This window comes from Nonomuraea sp. NPDC049421 (assembly GCF_040677005.1).
Classification (GTDB): Bacteria; Actinomycetota; Actinomycetes; order Streptosporangiales; family Streptosporangiaceae; genus Nonomuraea; species Nonomuraea salmonea.
Genome location: NZ_JBFAQA010000004.1, coordinates 249152 through 268824 on the forward strand (window position 1 = coordinate 249152; position 19673 = coordinate 268824).

The window sequence follows — 19673 nt, forward strand, 5'->3', positions numbered from 1 at the left end:
CTGGTTAGCTACATGTGTAAGCAACCATGCAACCTTGTGCCCCGGCTGTCAAGCCACCCGGGCGTCCCGCAACCTCAGCCGGCGGCGGCGCCGGGACCCCCGTTTCCCGCCCAGGAAAGGCCAGCCGGGGATGCGTGGGCAGCGTCGTCTCGACGCAAGTGGCCATCTCGAAGTCCATGCCGCGCAACACACGCAGTTCCTTGTACGACTTCTCCAGGCCTGCACGTGCCGTGCCGGACCGTGCCCTCGATCATCGCGTGCACCTCCGAGGCCGAGGCGCGCAGGGTCTGGGAGTGCACCACCATGGACCCGCGCTCGATGTGCCAGTAGATGAGGATGCCGCGGCCTCCATACCTGGAGTGCCACTCGGTGAAAATATTCTGATCGTAGGCGCGCGTGCGTGAAGTCGGAGGCGACCGTGGTCGTCCCCTCGCCCCACAGCGCCACGTCCCGGGCAGTGAAGGTGGCGTTCGCGATGGCGATCGCGATGTCGGTGGCGACCTGCGGGGTCAAATAGCGGCGCCGCACGTAGCGGATCTCGTCCTCGCCGTGGGCGTGGCCACCGGAGGCCACGGCCCGGATCCCGGTGTTGGTGCCGTACCCGAAGATCGCCAGCATCAGCCGCTCGGCCAGCACCTCGGGCTTGAGGCTGGATCCGCCCGCCACCGAGGTGACCGCCTTCAGGCAGCCGGTGCGCAGCACCGCCTCGTTGAGCATGTCGATCGGCGGGACCGAACCCCAGCGGCGGCTCACCTCGTTCTTCATCCGGCGCAGGTTCCGCGGCTCATCCGCCGGGCCGAGCTTCGTCAGCTTGATCGCGCCGGACTTGCGCTCGGAGATCGCCAGCCAGTCCAGCTTCGGCAGCGCGGTGTCGAGCGCCTCCAGGTCGGCGCGCATCTCGGCCTTCAACTCGGCGATGAAGTCGGCCGGGTCCAGCGGCTTGCGCAGCTCGGCGTAGTTCTCCACGCGGCGGGCGGCGAAATCTTGGGCAGGTCCTCCTCCGGGTCGCGGAAGGAATGGGCGCCGACCACCCAGATCTCCTTGCTCCGCAGGGCCTCGCGCAGCGCCTGGAAGGTGACGATCTCATACACCATCCGCACCACCCGCCGGCGCCCGCGCTTGTCGTTCTTGAACACCAGGTCCTCCCACTCACCAGCGGTGCCGCGGTGCTCGGGCACCACCTCGCCGCGCGGGTAGTAGGTGGTGTTGCCCGCCTTGGCGTAGCGGCGGATCAACTTCAGCGCCTCGATCACCGGCTGGAAGGCGGTGTTGTTGCTCTTGAGCTCCAGGGTGTCCAGCAGCGCGATCAGGCCGCGCCGGTAGTGGTTGGTGTAGGAGGCGCGCAGCGTGGTCTGCACCGTGATTCGGTAGGCGGGGCCCTTGGTCTTGAACTCGTGCACCAGATCCCGCAGCGTCTGCTCGCCGCCGCTGACAGCCGGGAAGATGACCTGGCGGACCGAATCGTCGGGCTGGCCGAGCGCGGCGTCGGCGACCTTGAACAGGATGTTCTCCTTGCCGGTCACCCGCTTGAACGCGTTGATCAGCTCCTTGGTCACCTTGCTGTCGGCCCGCGCCTTGATCCGATGCACGGTGGCGATCAACAGTTCCACTAGCGCGTCGGTGATCTCCCGCTCCCGCTCCTGGACCAGCGCCGCCAGCAGCACCGTCAGCTCGCGCGGATGCGTGCGCATGTGGGAGGGCGCTTCCACCGCCGCCCGGGCCCGCCAGGCGGCCAGCACCTTGGGCGCCACGTCGGCGAACAACTCGGGCGGCAGTTCGATCGAGCGCGCCGCCGCCAGCTTGCGGATCTCGGTCATCATCGACTCCAGGCTCACGTTGCCCGGCGCGGACTCGATCAACGCCAGGAGGCCGGATTCGATGTCGTCATCGTCCTCGGCAGGTGCCTCACCCATAGGTTCCTGACAGTCACCGGCCCCCTCGTTCACCGCGCGGCTCGCATCTTCGATGCCGACCAGCGCATAGATCCGCTGCGTGGTCTCGGGACTCAACCGGGAGGCGATCCGCACCGACCAGGCGACCTCCGCGTTGCGCAGGGCCGAGGCCACGATCCGGGGATCCGTCCAGGCGCCGGCGGTTCGATCCGCTCCTCGCGCAGGTGCTTGAGCAACTCCTCCCGAACCCGTTCAGGCCGTCGCTCGGCGTGCGCGACCTCCTCGGCCAGCCACACCGCCCGCTTCGTTGCGTCCTCGGTCGTGCAGGTGCGAAAGCCCAGGTGCGTACGGATCTGACTGCGGTGGTAGTCGATCGTGGAGCCGGACCACTCATAAAAGCCGAGCTCCGAGGCAGGAATCTGGACCTGCTTGGCCACGTGCTCAACCACGTCTTCCGGCAGCTCTGAACGGCCACGCGGGAACCTGCCGTGCTGCGTGTAGAACTACAGCAAGATCGCGAAACCGAGTCGCGTGGCGTCGCGCTTTCCGGCGATCAGATCGCGCTCTTCATCCAGGATCGTCCAGTGCTCGACCAACTCGTCGATGTGCATCGGGGGTGTTTCATGACCACCCACCATTGACCAGGCAAGTTACAGCAAGATCAACGCCGTTTGGGGCTCATGACACGTTTCTTACCGGCACCCCGTGAAGATCCATGCCGCGGGGCGCAACCGCATGGTTTCGGTGATGACGTTGCGGGTGTGCGGCAGATGCGGCAGATCGGCGAACGTGACCGGGCTTCCTGAGGTGCGCGTGCACACTTCGTCCGCGAGCCGGCGTTCGTGCTCGGGATGCTCGGCGAGCAGGTGGAACGTCCACGCCAGCGTGGAGGCTAGCGATCGTCACCAGCAGCTCGTCGGGCGCGCCCAGGTAGTAGCCGGCCACCAGGTCGGTGTAGCGAAGGTCGTGGGCGAAGAGCTCGGCCTTGCGCCGCGACAGCAGCCGCTGATCGTGCAGCCAGGTCCGGGTCCTGGCCTGCGGGGCGGGCCAGTAGGGGTGCCGCTGTCTTGTGAAGCTCTCCTCCACCGCCGGCAGGGCCACCTCTGGTGGGACGGTTGGTGGGACGGTGCGGCCAGAGCCCACCGCGCGATGGGCCTGCCGGCGGTAGCCGTCTGTCATGGCGGAGGTCAGGGCAGGACGCGGCCCAGGAACCAGTTGCCGGGAGCGTTGACGTCGTGGCTGGTCAGGTATTCGCCGATGCTGCGGGGGAACTCGTCGCGGGCGAGGTAACCGCTGCCGTCGCGGTCGAGGTGCGCGAAGGCGTCGAGCACCTCCTCCTTGTCCAGTGTGGGAAGGTCGCCGCGTAGAGCGCGACGAACTCCTCCTGGGAGAGCCTGCCGTCGCGGTCGGCGTCCCCCGCCATGACGAACGCGTCCACCGCCATCCCCAGCGAACCGGCGTAACCGTCTCTCAGTAGTTATTCAGTTACCTTCAGTATCAACGTGCATCCGGTACGCCACATTCCGTACTAGTTGACGACACAAAATCACTCTTGTCGCCTGATCTTGCAAAAGATACGCTTCTCCCGTTTGTCAAAGAGCTCCAGAGCTGCACGAGCCAGGTTGCACCTGCCAGGTGGGTGGAGCGACGTTCGGCGCCCGCTGTGGTGTTCCTCGTTGTGGTTCGGAGTGTGACAACTCATGCGCAGGTTGTTTTCGCGTGCCATCTTCTCCCGTTCTGCGGCCCTTCTGCTCGTCGCCGCCCTTCCGGGGTTGCTGTCGCTGGCAGCGGTTCCCGTGTCCGCGCAGACCGTTCAGGAAGGAGCGGTGAGCGTCGAGCAGGGCAGCGTTGTGACACCGGTGCAGCAGCTCGGCTCGGCAGGGGTCTTACCGAGCTTGACGGTCGCGTCTGGCTCGGCGGTGTCGGACGACGGTGGCGACCCGCCCGTGAAGGGCGCTCTGCCGCGAGATGGCGGGGCGTGGCCGCGTACGGCATTGCAGGACGAGTCCGGGTCTGGCCTGCCCGCAGGCACGCGCCGTGCCGAGCAGAAGGACCGGGCGACCGCGGCGAGCACCTTCCCGCTGATCTACGACGTGTATCCCGTCGCGGGGTCGTTGGTAGGAACGACGACTCCGCTGCTCACCGTGCGGGCCGAGCGGGTCGGCGTGCCGACGGATCCGTTCAGCGAGTTGCGGTTCACCTACCACATCTGCGAGGTCCCGGAAGAGGACGAGGACGACACCGGCGCTTCCGACCCGACGCCGCCGTGCTGGAACTCCGGGGCTCTATCGGAGGCGGAGACCTGGCAGGTGCCGGCGAATCGGCTGGAGTGGGGCAAGCAGTACAACTGGTGGGTCCGCGTCGTTGACTCCGAGAGCAAGGCGGTCGACACCAGCGACAAGCAGTTGATCGCCATCAGGCCCGCGCAGCCGGTCAACGGCTCGCATCTAGGCGAACGCATCGGAGATCAGGAAGAGTTCTCCCTGGTCAACGGCAACTACACCACCACGGCGGTGGACGCGCGGGTACAGGTGGCCGGTCCCGCCCTTGCGGTGGTCCGCACGTACAACAGCTCCGACGCGCGCACCAAGGGGATCTTCGGGGCGGGTTGGTCGACCGCCTGGGACATGAAGGTCATGGCCGAGCGGTCGGGAACGACCGTGACCGGCCTGCTGGTGACCTACGCCAGCGGCCGCCGGGTCCGGTTCGCGGCCAAGGGCGACGGCACCTACCAGCCGCCTCCCGGCATGAAGGACGCGCTGGCGGACGTGGACGGCGGCGGATGGCGGCTGAAGGACACCACCTCGACGATCTACGTCTTCAGCGCCGACGGCCGGCTGGTCAGGCTGGAGGACAACCGCGGGCGCGCGCAGACGCTGAACTACAACGCCGACGGCACCTTCGACACAGTGACCGGAGCCGGCGGCAGGAAACTGCACCTGACCTGGAACGGCCCGCGCGTCGCCACGGTGTCCACGGACCCGGTCAACGGCGAACCTCAGACGTGGACCTATGGCTACACCGGTGACAACCTCACCTCGGTGTGCACGCCGCTTACCGCGCCGAACTGCACCGCCTACACCTACGAGGACGGCTCCCGCTACAAGGGCCTGGTGCTCGACTCCGAGCCGGTCGGCTACTGGCGGCTGGGGGACGCACCGAACAGCCCGGCCGAGAACCTCGGCAGCGACGGCGGCACCGGCCAGTACACGAAGGTGACGGTCGGCCGGCCGGGGGTGTTGGAGGGCAGCACCGACACCGCCGGCGGCTTCACCCAGTCCACGATGATGCTGCCCCTCAACCTGCTGGACCACCTGCGCGATCAGGTTTCGATCGAGGGCTGGATCAAGACGACCGAGCCCGGCGTGCTCTTCTCCGAAGACGACTTCGGCGGCGGGCTCGGCGGGACGAGGCCAGTCCTCTACGTCGGGACGGACGGGCGGCTACGCGGGCAACTGGGTGAGCTGGTCAGTGGCGGATACAAGCCGGTCACATCCGCAAGTGCCGTCAACGACGACCAATGGCACCACGTGGTGCTCACAGTGGCGGGTGAGAAGCAGCGTCTCTACCTGGACGGTCAACTGGCCGGCGAGCTGACCGGTGCCGTCTTCGGCGACAGGCGCCCGTACGCCTTCGTGGGCAGCGGGGATCGCGCCAGTTCGTGGTCCGATGTCCCCGGCGGCACCACCACCAGAGGTGCCTGGCCGTTCCAGGGCACGATCGACGAGTTCGCGGTGTACGCAAAGCCGCTGACGGACACCGAGGTGCAATCCCACTGGGCCGCCCGAACCAAGGTCGGCCACGAGCTCTCCCAGGTGACGCTGCCTTCCGGCCGGATCTGGGCGAAGAACACCTACGACCCGGCGACCGACCGCCTCCTGACGCACACCGACCGGCACGGCGGCCTGTGGAAACTGAGTGATTCCACCATCGATTGGGTCAAGGGTCTCTACACGTTCACCTTGACCGATCCGCGCGGCGGCGCCCTGGACTACGCCTACGACTCGCTGCGCGATGAGCAGCCGGCGTACGTGACCGACCAGGCCGGCGCCCAGACCACCTTCGAGTACGACACCGGCGGTTTCTCCATCAAGACCACCGACCCGAACGGCAACGTGTTCCGGCGGTGGAATGACAAGCACGGTTATGTGATCAAGGAGAAGTCCTGCCGTAAGACCGGCGACTGCCAATTCACCCACCACGACTACTACACCAACGAGGACGACGACCTCGACCCGCGCAACGGCCGTCGGATGGCGTTCCGCGATGCCCGCTCGCCTGACGCGACCAGCGACACGTACGCCACCAAGTGGGAGTACAACGCGTCCGGCCAGCAGACCAGGCAGACCACGCCGGCCACGTCCGACTTCCCCGACGGCCGCTCCACCACGATCGCCTACACCGACGGCGGCGAACCCGCCGTCGGTGGCGGCACCACTCCCCCTGGCCTGGCCAAGACCCTCACCGACGCCAAGGGCAACGTCACCGAGTTCCGTTACGACGAAGCCGGCGACCTGGCCGAACGGACCGACCCGTCCGGGCTGGTCACCAGGTTCACGTACGACGAACTGGGCCGTCTCACCGCCCAGACCACGATCTCCGACGCCGAACCCGACGGGGTCACGACCACCTTCACCTACGACGCCATCGGCCGGCTCGCCACCTCCACGACGCCCGGCGTGAAAAATGAGATCACCGGCATCACGCACACCGCCGAGACGAGCTACGCCTACGACGCCGACGGCAACACGCTCACCGTGACCGTCAAGGACCTAACGGGCGGCGACGCGGAACGCACCACCACCTACACCTACGACGACCACGGTCGTCAGAAGACCATGACCGACCCCGAGGGCGGGGTGGTCACCACGACGTGGGACGCGTTCGGCCAGCAGGAGACCATCACCGATCAGCTCGGCTCGGTGTTCGGCTACACCTACACGCCGCGCGGCGAACTGGCCACCGAATCGCTGCAGAACTGGACCGGCAGCCCGGTCGACCCGCAGCCGGCCACGAAGATCGTCCTGAACTCCTATTCCTATGATCCCGGCGGGCGGCTGGTCGCCCAGACTGACGCGATGCGCCGCAAGACGACCTACACCTATTACGGCGACAACCTGCTGTCACAGGTGATCGCCGACGACGCCAGGGTCAACCCTGGTCTCACGACCAAGGACGTCATCCTTGAGAGCAACACCTACGACAAGGCGGGCAACCTCCTCAGCCGGGTGACCGGCGGCGGGACGGTCACCACGTCGTACTCCTACGACGCCGCCAACCGGCTCACCTCAGCCACGCTCGACCCGGACAAGCTGGCCCGCAAGACGGTCTTCGCGTACAACGCCAACGATCAGACCATCAAGGAGACCCGTACGGGAGCGGCCGGGGGAACCCGGCAGGAGATCACCACATACGCCTACAACGCGGCGGGCATCCTGACCCGTCAGACCGTCGAGAACGGCGATCAGGACCTGACCACCACTTGGGATGTGGACGACCGCGGTCTGATCACCGCGACCACCGATCCACGGGGCAACGCCGACGGCGCCACCGCCGCCGACTACACGACCACGACCGGCTACGACCCGCTCGGCCGCGCGGTCGAGGTCAAGGCGCCCAGCGTCACGATCGAAAAGGCCGGCACGGCCGAGCAGAGCCGCCCCACGATCCGGATCGGCTACAACGCCGCGGGAGAGCGCACCCACGTCATCGACGCGGAAGGGCGCCTGTCCACCTCGGGCTTCGACCGCATGGGCCGTCTGACGTCCGTGACGGGCATGCCGTACACGCCGCCCGGCGGCACCCAGCTGGTCCCGAAGACGAGCTACGCCTACGATGCCGCCGGACGACGGATCACGGTCACGAACGCCCGCGGGCAGACCTCGACGACGGAGTACGACGCGCTCGGCAACCCGGTCAGGGTTACCGATCCGCCCGCAGCAGCAGGACAGCCGGCCGGGCAATGGATCTCGGAATACGACCTGCTCGGTGAGCAGCTCGCCACGGTCGACCCCACCGGCGCCCGCGTCCAGGCCACCTACGACGACCTGGGCCGCAAAATCACGCATACGGTGCTCGAACGCAAACCCGCGAGCGCCGCGTACGTCACCGAGCTGCACTACAACGACGCCGGCTACCTCACGCGGCAGGTCCAGCCGGGCGGTAAGACCACCGTCTACACGCCCAACGCGGCCGGCGAGCCGGAGAAGGTCACCGACCCGGCGCAGGACAGCGTCACCTATGCTTATGACCTGGCCGGACGAACGGTCGAAACCACCAACCCGCTCGGCAACGCCACGGTCGGCGACTACGACCTGGCCGGCCGGCTCACCACCTTCAAGAACCTGGACGGCACGGGAACCCCGGTCCGGAGCATCGGCCTGGGCTACGACGCCGCCGGCAACCTCATCCGCTCCACCTCCGGCGAAGGTCACGTCACCCGTCACCGCTACGACGCCACCAACCTGCTGGTGGAAATGATCGAGCCGGTCACCGACAGCACGTCGATCACCACGAGCTTCGGCTACGACGCCACCGGCGCCCGCACCCGCGTCACCGACGGCCGCGGCAACGCCACCTGGACCGGCTACAACACGCTCGGCCTCATCGAGACCCTGACCGAGCCGGCCACCACTGCCCACCCCGACCTGGACGACCGCACCTGGACGCACGTCTACGACGCCGGCGGCAACGAGACCGCGCTGATTCAGCCCGGCGGCGTCCGCCATGACAAGCAGTACGACAACCTCAACCGGCTGACCAAGATCAGCGCCTCCGGGGCGGGCATCGTCGCCGACGACAAGACCTACACCTACGACCTGGCCGACCGCCCCACGTCGGTGAGCGATCAGAGGCTGGAATACAACGATCGCAGCCTGCTCACCAAGCTCACCCCGCCGACCGGAACCCCCACCACCTACGTCTACGACGCCCTCGGCAACCCGACGCAGCGCGCCGACGTCACCGGCACCACCACCTACACCTGGGACGCCGACAACCGCCTCAAAACCGTCGCCGACCCGGTCAGCGGCCGCACCAACACCTACGACTACGACGGCGCCGACCGGCTCACCACGATCACCTCGGTCAACCCCGCCAACACTCAGGTCTTCACCTACGACGCCCTGGATCGGCCGCTGACCCACGCCCTGAAGGACAGCGGCGGCGGCCGGCTCGCCAAGATCGCCTACGGCTGGGACAAGGACGACAACCTCACCTCCAAGACCACCGAAGGCCTGGCCGGAGCCGGCGGCAACACCTACGGCTATGACCACGCCGGCCGCCTCACCTCCTGCACCGGCCCCGACGGCACCACCACCACCTACGGATGGGACGCCGCAGGCAACCGCACCAGGGCCGGCGACAAGACCTACACCTACGACGAACGCAACCGCCTGATCGAAGGTGACGGAAACACTTACACGTACACACCGCGCGGCACCCTGGCCACGCAGACCAAGAACGGCGTCACCCGCAACCTCACCTTCGACGCCTTCGACCGGCTCATCAACGACGGCGACGCCTCCTACACCTACGACGCCTTCGACCGCATGGCCACCCGCCAGAAGAGCGGCTCCACCGAGCAGCGGTTCGCCTACGCCGGCCTGGACAACGACGTCATCGCCATCACCGACCAGGGCGGCGCCGTCCAGGCCGGCTACGGCCGGGACCCCTTCGGCAACGTGACCAGCGTCAAGGAAGGCATCGCCCCCGCCGCCGGCGCCTTCACCGACCTTCACAATGACCTGGTCGGCACCTTCACCGCCACTGCCTTGTCCAGCACCACCACCTACAACCCATTCGGCGAAGTCACCGCCCAGACCGGCAGCACATCCGCCCTCGGTTACCAGAGCGAATACACCGACCCCGACACGGGCAACGTCAACATGCACGCCCGCTGGTACCAGCCCGGAACCGGAAACTTCACCAGTCGCGACACCTGGGACATCGACCCCTCCCCATCCATTCTTGGCAACCGCTACTCCTATGGAGCAGGAAGTCCACTCCTCTATCAGGACCCGACTGGACACGCCCCGAATCCACGTTGCTACAGAGCGGTCTCGATTCCCATAGTCGGTGTCCCGCTCGCCGCCATCTGTGACGTCTTCACCGACGCCAAGCCAACCGCCAGCGATGACGTCTGTAAGGACAAGTACGGCAGGACCGCCGCCTGTAACCCACCCCCGCCACCTGACAAGTGTGCCGAGTTCAGCAACAAGTGCCCCGCCAAACCGTCCACGAACGGAGACGAACCGTCCACGAACGGAAAGAAGAAGAACCCGACGACACCCGATCGCCCGTCCTCCGAACCTCAGCCGGCGAATCCCCCACGTCCGAAGAACCCTACGGATCCCAAGAAGGTCCAAGACAAGGAGGATCCGTGTGAGATCTTCTGCTGGGGACGGTATTTTCCCGGGAAAAATTGCGGCAAGAAATGCATGGTCGACGGCCACGGCCCTCTGGAACCGGAGGACGACTGCCGCATAGGCGAGCCGTGCTGGTGGCTGCTGCCCGCGACGGTGGCGGCCACGGGACTCTTCGAGGCGGGCACCTTCGTCGCCGCCCACGCCGGTCCGGCGCTCGTACTCGGTGCGACCTTCGTCGCCACTACGGCCACCGAGACAGTCACCAGCCTTTTCACCGACGACCCGGTTCCCGCTGACATCCCGACCTACACCAGCGAACGGCCCCCATCCACCGTCGACTGCAACCCCAACAGCTTCGTCACGGGCACCCGAGTTCTCTTGGCCGACGGCAGCAGCAAGGCCATCGAGGACATCAAGGTCGGTGACCGTGTTCTGGCGACCGACGCGGCCACCGGCGAGACCGGGGCCGAACCTGTCACCGCGCTCATCACGGGCAACGGCACCAAACACCTGATCACGATCACCGTGAATGTCGGCGGTACGGGCGATGTCACCACCGACACGATCATCGCGACGGACCACCATCCTTTCTGGGTACCGGATCTGGACGCCTGGATCGACGCCGGCGATCTTCAGCCCGGCATGTGGCTGCGCACGTCAGCGGGCGCCTACGTGCTCGTATCCGCGGTCGAGCGGTGGACGGCCGTCCGGCAGGTCCACAACCTCACGGTCGACGACCTGCACACCTACTATGTGCTGGCAGGAACGACGCCGGTACTGGTACACAATGATTGCGGCACTTGGGACCACGCCGAGGATTGCTACTGCAATTACGAGGGCATGCCAGTGGTTCCGCGCTCTCAACCTGTGCGCGGCGAACCTGAGCCGGCTCAACCTGTGCGCGCCGAACCTGAGCCCGGCCCCGAGCCTGTCGCCGACGACCTCACCAAGCATGCGATCGAACGTTTGGCACGGCGCCAGGTACCAGAAGAGCAAGCTCGAGCCGTTCTCAACAGGGAACCATTTTCCTACTTCCATGAAGGCCAGTGGAAGCTGGGCTATTACCATCCAGGTTCCAAGCTGTTCGTCGCCAAAACCATCGATGGGAACATCAACACAGTGATGATCAATGTCGACCGGGCCTACATCAGAAGACTCATGGACGGGCACCATGGCTGATCTCAAAGTCACTTACGATCTAGTGGCGAACGCGGCCTATATACAGCTCGCGGATCCGCAGGCCCGCCCGAATGTGGCGAGCATGTATCCCTGCGACCCAGTCAAAGTCGGCGGCATGATCAACCTTGACTTCGATGCGGGCGGGCGCCTGGTAGGCGTCGAGGTGCTGGACGCCAGGTCAAAGCTGCCCGAGTACATGCTTGAGGCGGCGGAGCGCATCGATCTTGAAGGCACCTGACCTGTGGCGGCCGGCGGGAGGGCCGTCTCTCGCCAAAATGCTGCCGGTTCTTGAGCTCGCCTGAGCGCCATGCGAGGATCCGCGCGCATGATCCGAAGCGGCGGCGGATAGCGCGGGCCATGGCGGAGTGCGCCGGCTGGGACGTGCGCTGATTTCCGCCCCACCCTCTTCGGGCGGTGGGGCGACCAGAGGTTTTTGGTAGATCTTTTTGCTCGTCGGTTTCGGCTGATGCGGCGACAGTGCCTCTCCTGCTTGGGTTTTCGCTCCCGGCCGGGGCTTTGATCGCGCCGTGTGACCTGCGAGGACATCCGGTACGCTCGCTGCACCCCACATGCTTCCGGTTTAGCCTCAACAGTCCTTTCTGCGCGGTTAAGTCCGGTCTCGCCCCGGGAGGTCCCCCGCTTCCATGACGCACGATCTCCAGCAGTTCATCGACTCGGTCTCCTTGACGGGTCAGCCGGATCACCGGCCGCCCTATGACCACGTGGGTCCGCCTGAACGCGAGCCCTATGATGGGCCGCGCACCGGCACGGACGACGCACAGGAAAAACACCAGGGCTCGCATGGGAAGGGCTCGGATTCTCACGGGTTCGGGTGGAAGGGCTCCCCGGAGGAGCCGGACTTCTCGCCGGCTCCTCCGGAGCGCGGCGAGAGCGACCATGACGGCCCGAATCGGGACGGATCCCATCAGCACGGATCCGATCAGGGCGGCTCCCATCAGGGCGGGCCCCAAAAGGGCGGTTCCCACCACGAAGGTGGCGGTCCGTCGTCCGCGCCGACTCGCCCCGAGCCAGAGCCGACTCATACTCCGAGGCCGACTCATACTCCGAGTACGTCGCCGTCCGAGAGCACGCCGACGGCCACCCCCACCTCGACGCCGAGCGGGCCCCACACCACAAATACGCCGCAACCCACCGCTTCGGACACCCCGACGTCCACCGCGACGCCGCCGGCCACCCCGACCGATTCGTCCTCCCCCACGCCCACGGTCACCGAGTCCCCTTCGGCCACCCCCACGGCAGCCCCCGCCGAGACCCCTACGGCGTCCGACTCGGCGTCGCCCACGGAAACCGCGGTCGAGCCGTCGTCGCCCGCGGAGACCGCCACGGCCTCCGACGCGCCGGCGCCCACAGAGACCGCGGCGGCATCGGAGTCGCCGGCTGCTCCGACGACCGACGAAGCCGAGGCGTCCACCACGTCCGCTTCAGAAGCGGCGGCGGGCACGTCGACGTCCACGTCACCCACGCCGGAGGCCGAGGAGGACGAGGGCAGTGCCGCGGCGCCGTCGGCGTCCGCCACGGCTTCCAGCGCGGTCCCCACGCACCTCACCACCACGGTGGCCAGCCAGCAGCGGGACGTCTCCACCACGATGGTGATCACCTCGACCGTGCTCCTCGTGGCCGCTGTACTGGCCGTGCTCGCGGTGATCGTGACCAGGTCCCGCCGGACCCGCCTGGCCACCCCGGAACCCGTCGCCGACCCCGTACCCCCACCGCCGGCCCCGCGCCCCTACCCCGTGCAGGAGGACAACCCCTGGACGCGGCAGCTCCTCGAAGCCCTCGAGAACGTCGTCGCCCTCGACGACCAGAACAAGGCGGACGGCCCGCGCCCCGGCTCACCCCCGCAGGACCCCGGCACGGACCCCGACGCGGACCCTGAGGCGACCGCCGCCTGGAGGCCGCCCTTCGCGTCCTCTGATCCGCCTGGAGCTCTGGACTCCTGGTTCAAGCCCGTGCCACGCGATCCGGACGGGAACGCCGCCTCATCCGAGAGCCCCGCCGATGATGACGACGACACCCGACCTGGGAGCGCGGGCAACCCCACGCCGTGACCATGATCAGGCGCGCATCCGCCTTCGTTACGATGATCGCTTCATGACGGTCGGCACACTCGCGTGTCGACGGAACGCGCGAGGAGTGCGGATACAACCAGATCACCGGCAGCCGGTTTCCCCCAGTCTGGTCACGCACCGGCACCAGGCGGCCCCGCGCTGTGAGGTGGCCCGCCGAACCCGATGCCGCCCAAGCCGCCCGAACCGAAGGCCAACGCCCCGGCCGCGATCATCGCCGGCGTCCTGGCGGCGATCGTGGCGGCGATCGCCGCGAGCATGCGGTCGTATCCGCGTCCGTGACGGGAGGCTAATTGCGGGTCTATCGTTGTTGCGAATAGTTCGCAACAACGATGAGGAGCGTCATGGGTCAGTACTCGCTGCCCGACATGCCGTACGACTACGCCGCCCTGGAGCCCGCGATCACCGGCGAGATCCTGGAGCTGCACCACGCCAAGCACCACGCCGCGTACGTCAAGGGCGCCAACGACACCCTGGAACGACTGGCGGAGGCACGGGACAAGGGTGAGTTCGGCGGGCTGGTCGGGCTGGAGAAGACGTTCGCGTTCAACCTGTCCGGGCACGTGCTGCACACGATCTTCTGGCAGAACCTGTCCCCCGACGGCGGCGACCGCCCCGACGGCGACCTGGCGGCGGCCATCGATGAGCACTTCGGGTCGTTCGAGGCGTTCAAGAAGCAGTTGACCACCGCGACCAGCACGGTGCAGGGCTCGGGCTGGGGCATGCTGGCGTGGGAGCCGCTCGGCCGGCGGCTCGTCGTCGAGCAGGTCTACGATCACCACGGCAACGTCGGCATGAACACCACCCCGCTGCTCGTCTTCGACGCCTGGGAGCACGCGTACTACCTGCAGTACCGTAACGTGCGGCCGGACTACGTGGAGAAGCTGTGGGATCTGATCAACTGGACCGACGTGATCGCCCGCTACGACGCCGCACGTAGCGCCTGACCCCTGAGCCGGCGGCGCCCACCCGGCCCGAGCTTGGTCCGCGGGGCCAGGCGGGCGCCGCCTTCAGGAACCGGCCTGCGGCTCATGCCGGTTCCGTCCACCCTTCGTCCGGTGACGAGCACCACGACGCCGCCGATGACGGCGAGGCCGAGCCGCACGTACCCATTGCGACCTGGGCTGACGAGCCCATGTGCGGCCCTGACCGGCAGCGCCTCAGCCGACGTCCTTCAGGGCGTCGACCAGGCCGTCCAGGCCGATGGGGCCGAGGCCGACGGCGGTGGTGTGCCAGCGCCGGAGGTCGAAGCCAGGGCGCCGGCTCGCCGCCTGGCGGGCCGTCAGCCAGGCACGCTCGCCGAGCTTGTACGAGATCGCCTGAGCGGGCCAGCCGAAGTAGCGGGCGACCTCGGGACGGATCCGGTGCGCGGCGGCATGACCACGCTCGCGCAGCACCTCGCAGGCCTTGTCGAACGTCCATCGGGACCCGTCGGGCAGCGGCAGGTCCAGGTGGACGCCGATGTCGATGACCACGCGGGCCGCGCGCAGCGCCGACGCGGCCAGCATGCCGAGACGGGTTCCCGGGTCGGAGAACCAGCCCAGCTCGTCGGCGAGGCGTTCGGCGTAAAGGGCCCAGCCCTCGCTGTGCGCGCTCACCCGGGACGTCTTCGCGAAGCGCGACAGCGTGTCCCCGGCCGCCATCATCCCGCCGATCTGCAGGTGGTGACCGGGCACGCCCTCATGGAAGACCGTCGTCAGCTCACGCCAGATCGCGAACCGCTCCCGGCCCGCCACCGGCCACCAGGTGCGGCCAGGCCGCGACAGATCCTCCGTCGGAGGCGTGTAGTAGGGGGACCCGGCGGTGGAGCCGGTGGCGATGACCACTTCGACCTCGCGCAACGGCTCGGCGATGTCGAAGTGCGCGCCGTGCAGCGTGCTGATCGCGCGGTCGTGCTGGTCCTGCAGCCAGCCCCGGTAGGCGTCCACGTCGGTCACGCAGTGGGTCCGATCGAGGTACGCGGCCACCTCCGCCCAGCTCGCGCCCGGGCGGACGCGCTCGATCTCGGCGGCCATCTCCGCCTCGATCCTGTCCAGTTCGGCCCAGCCCCACGCGTACGCCTCGGCCGGGTCGAGGTCGGCGCCGAGGATCTGCCGGGCCGCCACGGCGTAGCGTTCCGCCCCCACCCCGTCCCGTTCCGCCGCCCGGGGCGCGTAGTCCGTACGCAGGTAGCGGGCGGTCTCCGCGTAGCCCGCGTGCGCCGCGGACGCCGCCTCGGCCAGCTCTGCGGCCAGCGGCCCATCGCCATAGGACGCCACCAGCGCGTCGTGCACCCCGGCGAAACGCTCGGCCTGATCGGCGGCCTCGAGCGCCTGCCTCCGAGCCACCACCAGCCCTTTCTCCACGCCGAGATCGAGGCTCGTACGCCAGCTCGCGAGCATCTCCGGCACGGCCGCCAGGCGGGCGGCGACGTCGCGCCACCGGTCATCGTCGCCGCGTGGCAGCAGGTCGACGCTGTCGCGGATGACGTTGATCAGCCCGAACTGGCCGCGCAGCATGCGCAGGGGCTCCCCGCTCTCGTGCCAGGCCAGCTGCGCCTCCAGGCGTTCCCGTAGGTGCGCGGCGGCGTGCCGATCGGCCTCCGAAGTGGGGCTCAGCCCGGCGAGTTCGGCCAGGGTGCGGCGGATCAGGTCGGCGCGGGCGGTGTGGCCGTCCGGGCTGTAGTCGGTGGCCGCGGCGAAGTCGCCGGTGACTCCACGGACTCCCATGCTGATGGGATCGAGGGCCGCCGACTTCCCGACATATCCCTCACAAAGTGCAAATATCGGTGTCATCCGGACACAGTAACGGGGTCCGGGCGAGACCCGGTTCTGGTCCGGGAGTTCTCCGGGGTGAGTCCGAGGTGGGTCAGAACGGCGGCGGCCACGTCCGGCGCCGGGCGGTCGTCGGTGTCGACGCGCAGGTCTCCGGCGCGCGCCCGGTCAAGCGAGGCCGCCTCGGCCGCCGCGCGGGCGGCGGCTTCGTGCAGGGCGTGCTCGTCCAGCCCGCGCAGCTCGTCGCCGGGGATCGTCGGGCCGCCGCCCCTTCCGCGCTCGGTGACGCGTTCGCGCAGCGTGGCCGGGGAGGCGTGCAGGCGGAACACCGTAGGCTGCACGCCTGGCAAGAGGCCGAGGTAGTCGCGGATGGTCTCGTCGGTGTCCGCCTCGCCGCAGACGATCAGGTACGTCGCCCCGGCCGCGCGGTAGCCGGCCCAGAGCGCGGCGAGGTTGCGGGCCTTGAGCCGGTGTCCGTCGCCGGAGGCGGGCCGCAGCATGGCGATCTGTTTCAGGTCGACGTACGCGGTGCGCGTGCCGGAACGTACGACGTGGCGGAAGACCTCGTACGCGACCGTGGACTTCCCCACCGCCGTCGCCCCCGTGAACCACAGCAGCGGCACCGGCGCCGGCTCCGCCCGCACGGGACGTCCTGGGCCGGGTGCGGTGGTTCCCGGCCAACCCGTGCGTTCCCGGATCATGCGGGCCGTCTCCGGGACCGTCAGCCCGGTGGTGTCCAGGGTCAGGTCGGCGTAGGACGTGCGGTCCTGAGCCGCGGCCTCGGCCAGCGCGTGCTCCACCAGGTCCGGCTGCCACCCGCGGCCCAGGAAGCGCCGGCGCAGCTCCTCCGCCGGGGCGCGCAGCCGGCACACCGTGAACGCGACGTCGGGCAGGACGGAGGGGTATTCGCGTACCTCGTCCGGAGTGCCCACGAAACCGGCCAGCACCAGACACTCCGCGCCCTCCGCCCGGAAGCCGTCCCAGAGGGTGGCCAGGTTGCGGGCGCGGAGGCGGTGGGTGCTCTCTTCGGGTTCGGGGTGGATCAGGCTGATCTGGTCGGCATCCACGAACGCCGTCCTGACGCCCTCCCGGCCGAGCTGAGCGCAGATCTCCCACCCGGCCGACGACTTCCCGACGCCTGAAGGGCCCGACAACCAGAGCACAGCGTTCATCCGCGCGATGGTAACGGGACGTCCGTGATGGACACGAACGCTTTTCCGGCGGGTGAACCGCGTGCGGACGGGCGTGCGTACCTCCGGTGGGAGCTTCCCTGAATCGGAGGAACATCACCATGACGCTCACACCGCGGCCGCCGTCCCCCGCACGTGCACGGAGACGGGTGACGGGGCTGCTGGCCGTCTCGGCGGGTGCCGCCGTGCTGGGCGCGTGCCTGGTGTCCTGCGGCAGCGCGCAGACGCCGGCCGCCAAGGCCGTGACGCCCGTCGCCGCCGCGCAACACCCGTCGCACCATCAAGGGCACGTGGCGGGCGGCGGCACGCAGCCCTCCACGGCCGTGAAGCTGCCGCGCCGGAGCATGAAGAAGCTCAAGACCAGCGCCGGCTGCCCCAAGGCCCGCCTGCAGATCGACGCCGACGAGCTGAAGCAGGCCGCCTGCCAGACCAAGCGCGGCCGGTACACGATCGTCACCTTCACCACCGACAAGGGCAAGCGTGACTGGCTCGACTACGCCCAGGCTTATGGAGGGACGTACCTGGTGGGCGACCGCTGGACGGTCGTGGCCGAACCCGCACTGCTGGAGGACCTGCGCAAGAAGGTCGGCGGCCAGATGGAAACCGGCGCCCAGCACCACTGACCACGTCGCTGAGCTTGTTTTGAACCAGCCGACTGGTGACGCTTCAATGCCAACGCCTTTACAAAGTAGATCACCGACCACGTGAGCGGCTCCTTCACAGGGCGGGCAGGCTTGCGGCGACGCGGGTGGCGGTCGTGCGGAGCCAGGTGTGGGCGGCGTCGTGGGTGTGCACCGGATGCCACCACAGCGCCTCCCGCAGCGGCACCGCCTCGAACGGGAGGGCCGGCATGCGCACGGGCGCGACGTCGCGCAGCAGCTCGGCGAGCCGCCGCTGGACGAGCGCGACCCGGCGGGTGCCCGCCACCAGGCTCGGCAGCAGCTGGAAGTGCTGCACGGACACCTCCACGTGCGGCTCCAGCCCCAGCATGCTGAGCTGCCGGGTGACGGGCGCGTCGAAGGTGCGCTGGTAGACCACCCAGGGCAGGCGGGCGAGGTCGTCGAGGGTGATCCGGTCGCCGATCTCGGGATGGTCGTCGGCGACCAGGCAGACCCAGGCGTCCTCGTACAGCTCGACGGCGGGCAGCCCGCTGATCACGCCGTGCGGCATCATCGCGCCGTCCACGGCGCCGAGCACCGCCTCGGGGTTCTCCACGAAACCGGGCGGCACGTGCCGGAAGTGCAGCCGGAGGCCGGGCGCCTCGGCGTGCAGGGTGCGGGCCAGGGCGGCGCCGAAGACGGCGATGGCGTAGTCGGAGGACAGCAGCGTGAAGTCGCGCTCCTCGTCTCCTGGACGGAAGTCGGCGCGGCTGGTGAACAGGCGGTCCAGCATGGCGTACGCGTTGGCGGCCGGGGCGCGCAGCGCGTTGCCGAGCGGGGTGAGCTCGTAGCGGTTGCCCTGGCGGACGAGCAGTTCGTCGGCGAAGTGGTGGCGCAGCCTGGCCAGGGCGGCGCTCATGGCGGGCTGGCTGAGCCCGACGCGCAGACCGGCCTTGGTGACGTTGCGCTCCTCAAGGAGGGCGTGCAGCGCGACCAGGAGGTTGAGGTCGAGGCTTCGACCACGGCCGGGCGTGGAACGGCCGGCCCGCCGACAAGGTCGTCACCAGCGAGGGCGACCTGGTCACCGGCATCGAGCACCTGGCCGCCCCGGTCGCGGGGCGCGGCGTGCTGCTGGACGTGGCCGCCGTGTACGGCGAGCTGCCGGACGGTTTCGCCATCACCGAAGAACACCTGACCGCCACCGCGCGGGCGCACGGCGTCGAGGTGGGCCGCGGCGACCTGGTGTGCGTGCGCACCGGGCAGCTGGCCAGGGCCAAACGGGACGGCTGGGGCGACTACGCGGGCGGCCCGGCGCCGGGCCTGTCGTTCTGGACGGCGGGCTGGCTGCACCGTACGGAGATCGCCGCCGTCGCCACCGACACGTGGGGCTTCGAGGTGCGGCCCAACGAGTTCGAGAACGCGTTCCAGCCCCTGCACCAGGTCGTCATCCCGCACCTCGGCCTGCTCGTCGGCGAGATGTGGGATCTGGACGCCCTGGCCGCCGACTGCGCGGCGGACGGCGTCCACGAGTTTCTCCTCACCGCCGCGCCGCTGCCGGTCACCGGCGCGGTCGGCTCCCCCGTCAACCCCCTCGCGCTCAAGTGAGG

At 68.8% G+C, this 19673-nt stretch carries 13 protein-coding genes and 2 pseudogenes; 6 read left to right on the forward strand and 9 right to left on the reverse strand.

Annotated elements, in window-relative coordinates; translation table 11 throughout:
• Positions 1-74: 74 nt before the first annotated feature.
• The 5 genes and pseudogenes from AB0K18_RS09410 to AB0K18_RS09430 all read right to left on the reverse strand — a co-directional run bounded on the left by AB0K18_RS09410 (position 75) and on the right by AB0K18_RS09430 (position 3223).
• Positions 75-897: pseudogene (locus AB0K18_RS09410) on the reverse strand (Tn3 family transposase).
• An 8-nt stretch (positions 898-905) separates the two neighbouring features.
• Entirely contained in the window at positions 906-2066 is a 1161-nt protein-coding gene (locus AB0K18_RS09415; RefSeq protein ID WP_364912234.1) for a hypothetical protein, read from the reverse strand.
• Positions 2006-2371, reverse strand: a pseudogene (locus tag AB0K18_RS09420) (DUF4158 domain-containing protein); the annotation flags it as partial. The pseudogene AB0K18_RS09420 and the gene AB0K18_RS09415, both read right to left, overlap by 61 nt.
• Before the next feature lie 213 nt (positions 2372-2584).
• Positions 2585-2776: a cytochrome P450 gene (locus tag AB0K18_RS09425; RefSeq protein WP_364912736.1), complete on the reverse strand. Its 192-nt coding sequence runs from the start codon at positions 2774-2776 to the stop codon at positions 2585-2587.
• Between the two features lie 303 nt (positions 2777-3079).
• Positions 3080-3223, reverse strand: coding sequence for a hypothetical protein (locus AB0K18_RS09430; RefSeq protein ID WP_364912237.1), 144 nt, complete (start codon positions 3221-3223; stop codon positions 3080-3082).
• Between the two features lie 495 nt (positions 3224-3718).
• Between AB0K18_RS09430 and AB0K18_RS09435 the strand changes: the two genes are divergently transcribed.
• On the forward strand, positions 3719-11437 hold the full coding sequence (locus tag AB0K18_RS09435; RefSeq protein WP_364912240.1) for a polymorphic toxin-type HINT domain-containing protein: 7719 nt from the start codon (positions 3719-3721) through the stop codon (positions 11435-11437).
• On the forward strand, positions 11430-11675 hold the full coding sequence (locus tag AB0K18_RS09440; protein WP_364912243.1) for a DUF2283 domain-containing protein: 246 nt from the start codon (positions 11430-11432) through the stop codon (positions 11673-11675). Before AB0K18_RS09435 ends, AB0K18_RS09440 begins: the two co-directional genes overlap by 8 nt.
• 819 nt (positions 11676-12494) lie before the next feature.
• On the opposite strand, the gene AB0K18_RS09445 is transcribed toward AB0K18_RS09440, so the two are convergent.
• Positions 12495-13055: a hypothetical protein gene (locus AB0K18_RS09445; protein WP_364912246.1), complete on the reverse strand. Its 561-nt coding sequence runs from the start codon at positions 13053-13055 to the stop codon at positions 12495-12497.
• A 16-nt stretch (positions 13056-13071) separates the two neighbouring features.
• On the opposite strand from AB0K18_RS09445, the gene AB0K18_RS09450 reads away from it, so the two are divergent.
• Positions 13072-13506, forward strand: a complete 435-nt coding sequence (locus tag AB0K18_RS09450) for a hypothetical protein (protein WP_364912249.1) — start codon at positions 13072-13074, stop codon at positions 13504-13506.
• A 362-nt stretch (positions 13507-13868) separates the two neighbouring features.
• The gene (locus AB0K18_RS09455) at positions 13869-14471 is read left to right on the forward strand and encodes a superoxide dismutase (RefSeq protein ID WP_364912252.1); all 603 of its coding nucleotides are present in this window, start codon (positions 13869-13871) and stop codon (positions 14469-14471) included.
• A gap of 213 nt (positions 14472-14684) precedes the next feature.
• On the opposite strand, the gene AB0K18_RS09460 is transcribed toward AB0K18_RS09455, so the two are convergent.
• Both AB0K18_RS09460 and AB0K18_RS09465 read right to left on the reverse strand, forming a co-directional pair.
• On the reverse strand, positions 14685-16232 hold the full coding sequence (locus tag AB0K18_RS09460) for a DUF885 domain-containing protein (protein WP_364912255.1): 1548 nt from the start codon (positions 16230-16232) through the stop codon (positions 14685-14687).
• A gap of 62 nt (positions 16233-16294) precedes the next feature.
• On the reverse strand, positions 16295-17449 hold the full coding sequence (locus AB0K18_RS09465; protein WP_364912257.1) for a hypothetical protein: 1155 nt from the start codon (positions 17447-17449) through the stop codon (positions 16295-16297).
• A gap of 119 nt (positions 17450-17568) precedes the next feature.
• Here AB0K18_RS09465 and AB0K18_RS09470 point away from each other — a divergent pair, with 119 nt between their 5' ends.
• The gene (locus AB0K18_RS09470; RefSeq protein ID WP_364912260.1) at positions 17569-18090 is read left to right on the forward strand and encodes a hypothetical protein; all 522 of its coding nucleotides are present in this window, start codon (positions 17569-17571) and stop codon (positions 18088-18090) included.
• A gap of 94 nt (positions 18091-18184) precedes the next feature.
• Here AB0K18_RS09470 and AB0K18_RS09475 read toward each other — a convergent pair whose 3' ends face one another.
• Entirely contained in the window at positions 18185-19063 is an 879-nt protein-coding gene (locus AB0K18_RS09475; RefSeq protein WP_364912739.1) for a LysR family transcriptional regulator, read from the reverse strand.
• Between the two features lie 101 nt (positions 19064-19164).
• Here AB0K18_RS09475 and AB0K18_RS09480 point away from each other — a divergent pair, with 101 nt between their 5' ends.
• A complete protein-coding gene (locus AB0K18_RS09480; RefSeq protein WP_364912742.1) occupies positions 19165-19671 on the forward strand; it encodes a cyclase family protein in 507 nt (168 codons plus the stop codon).
• The last annotated feature ends 2 nt before the right edge of the window (positions 19672-19673 follow it).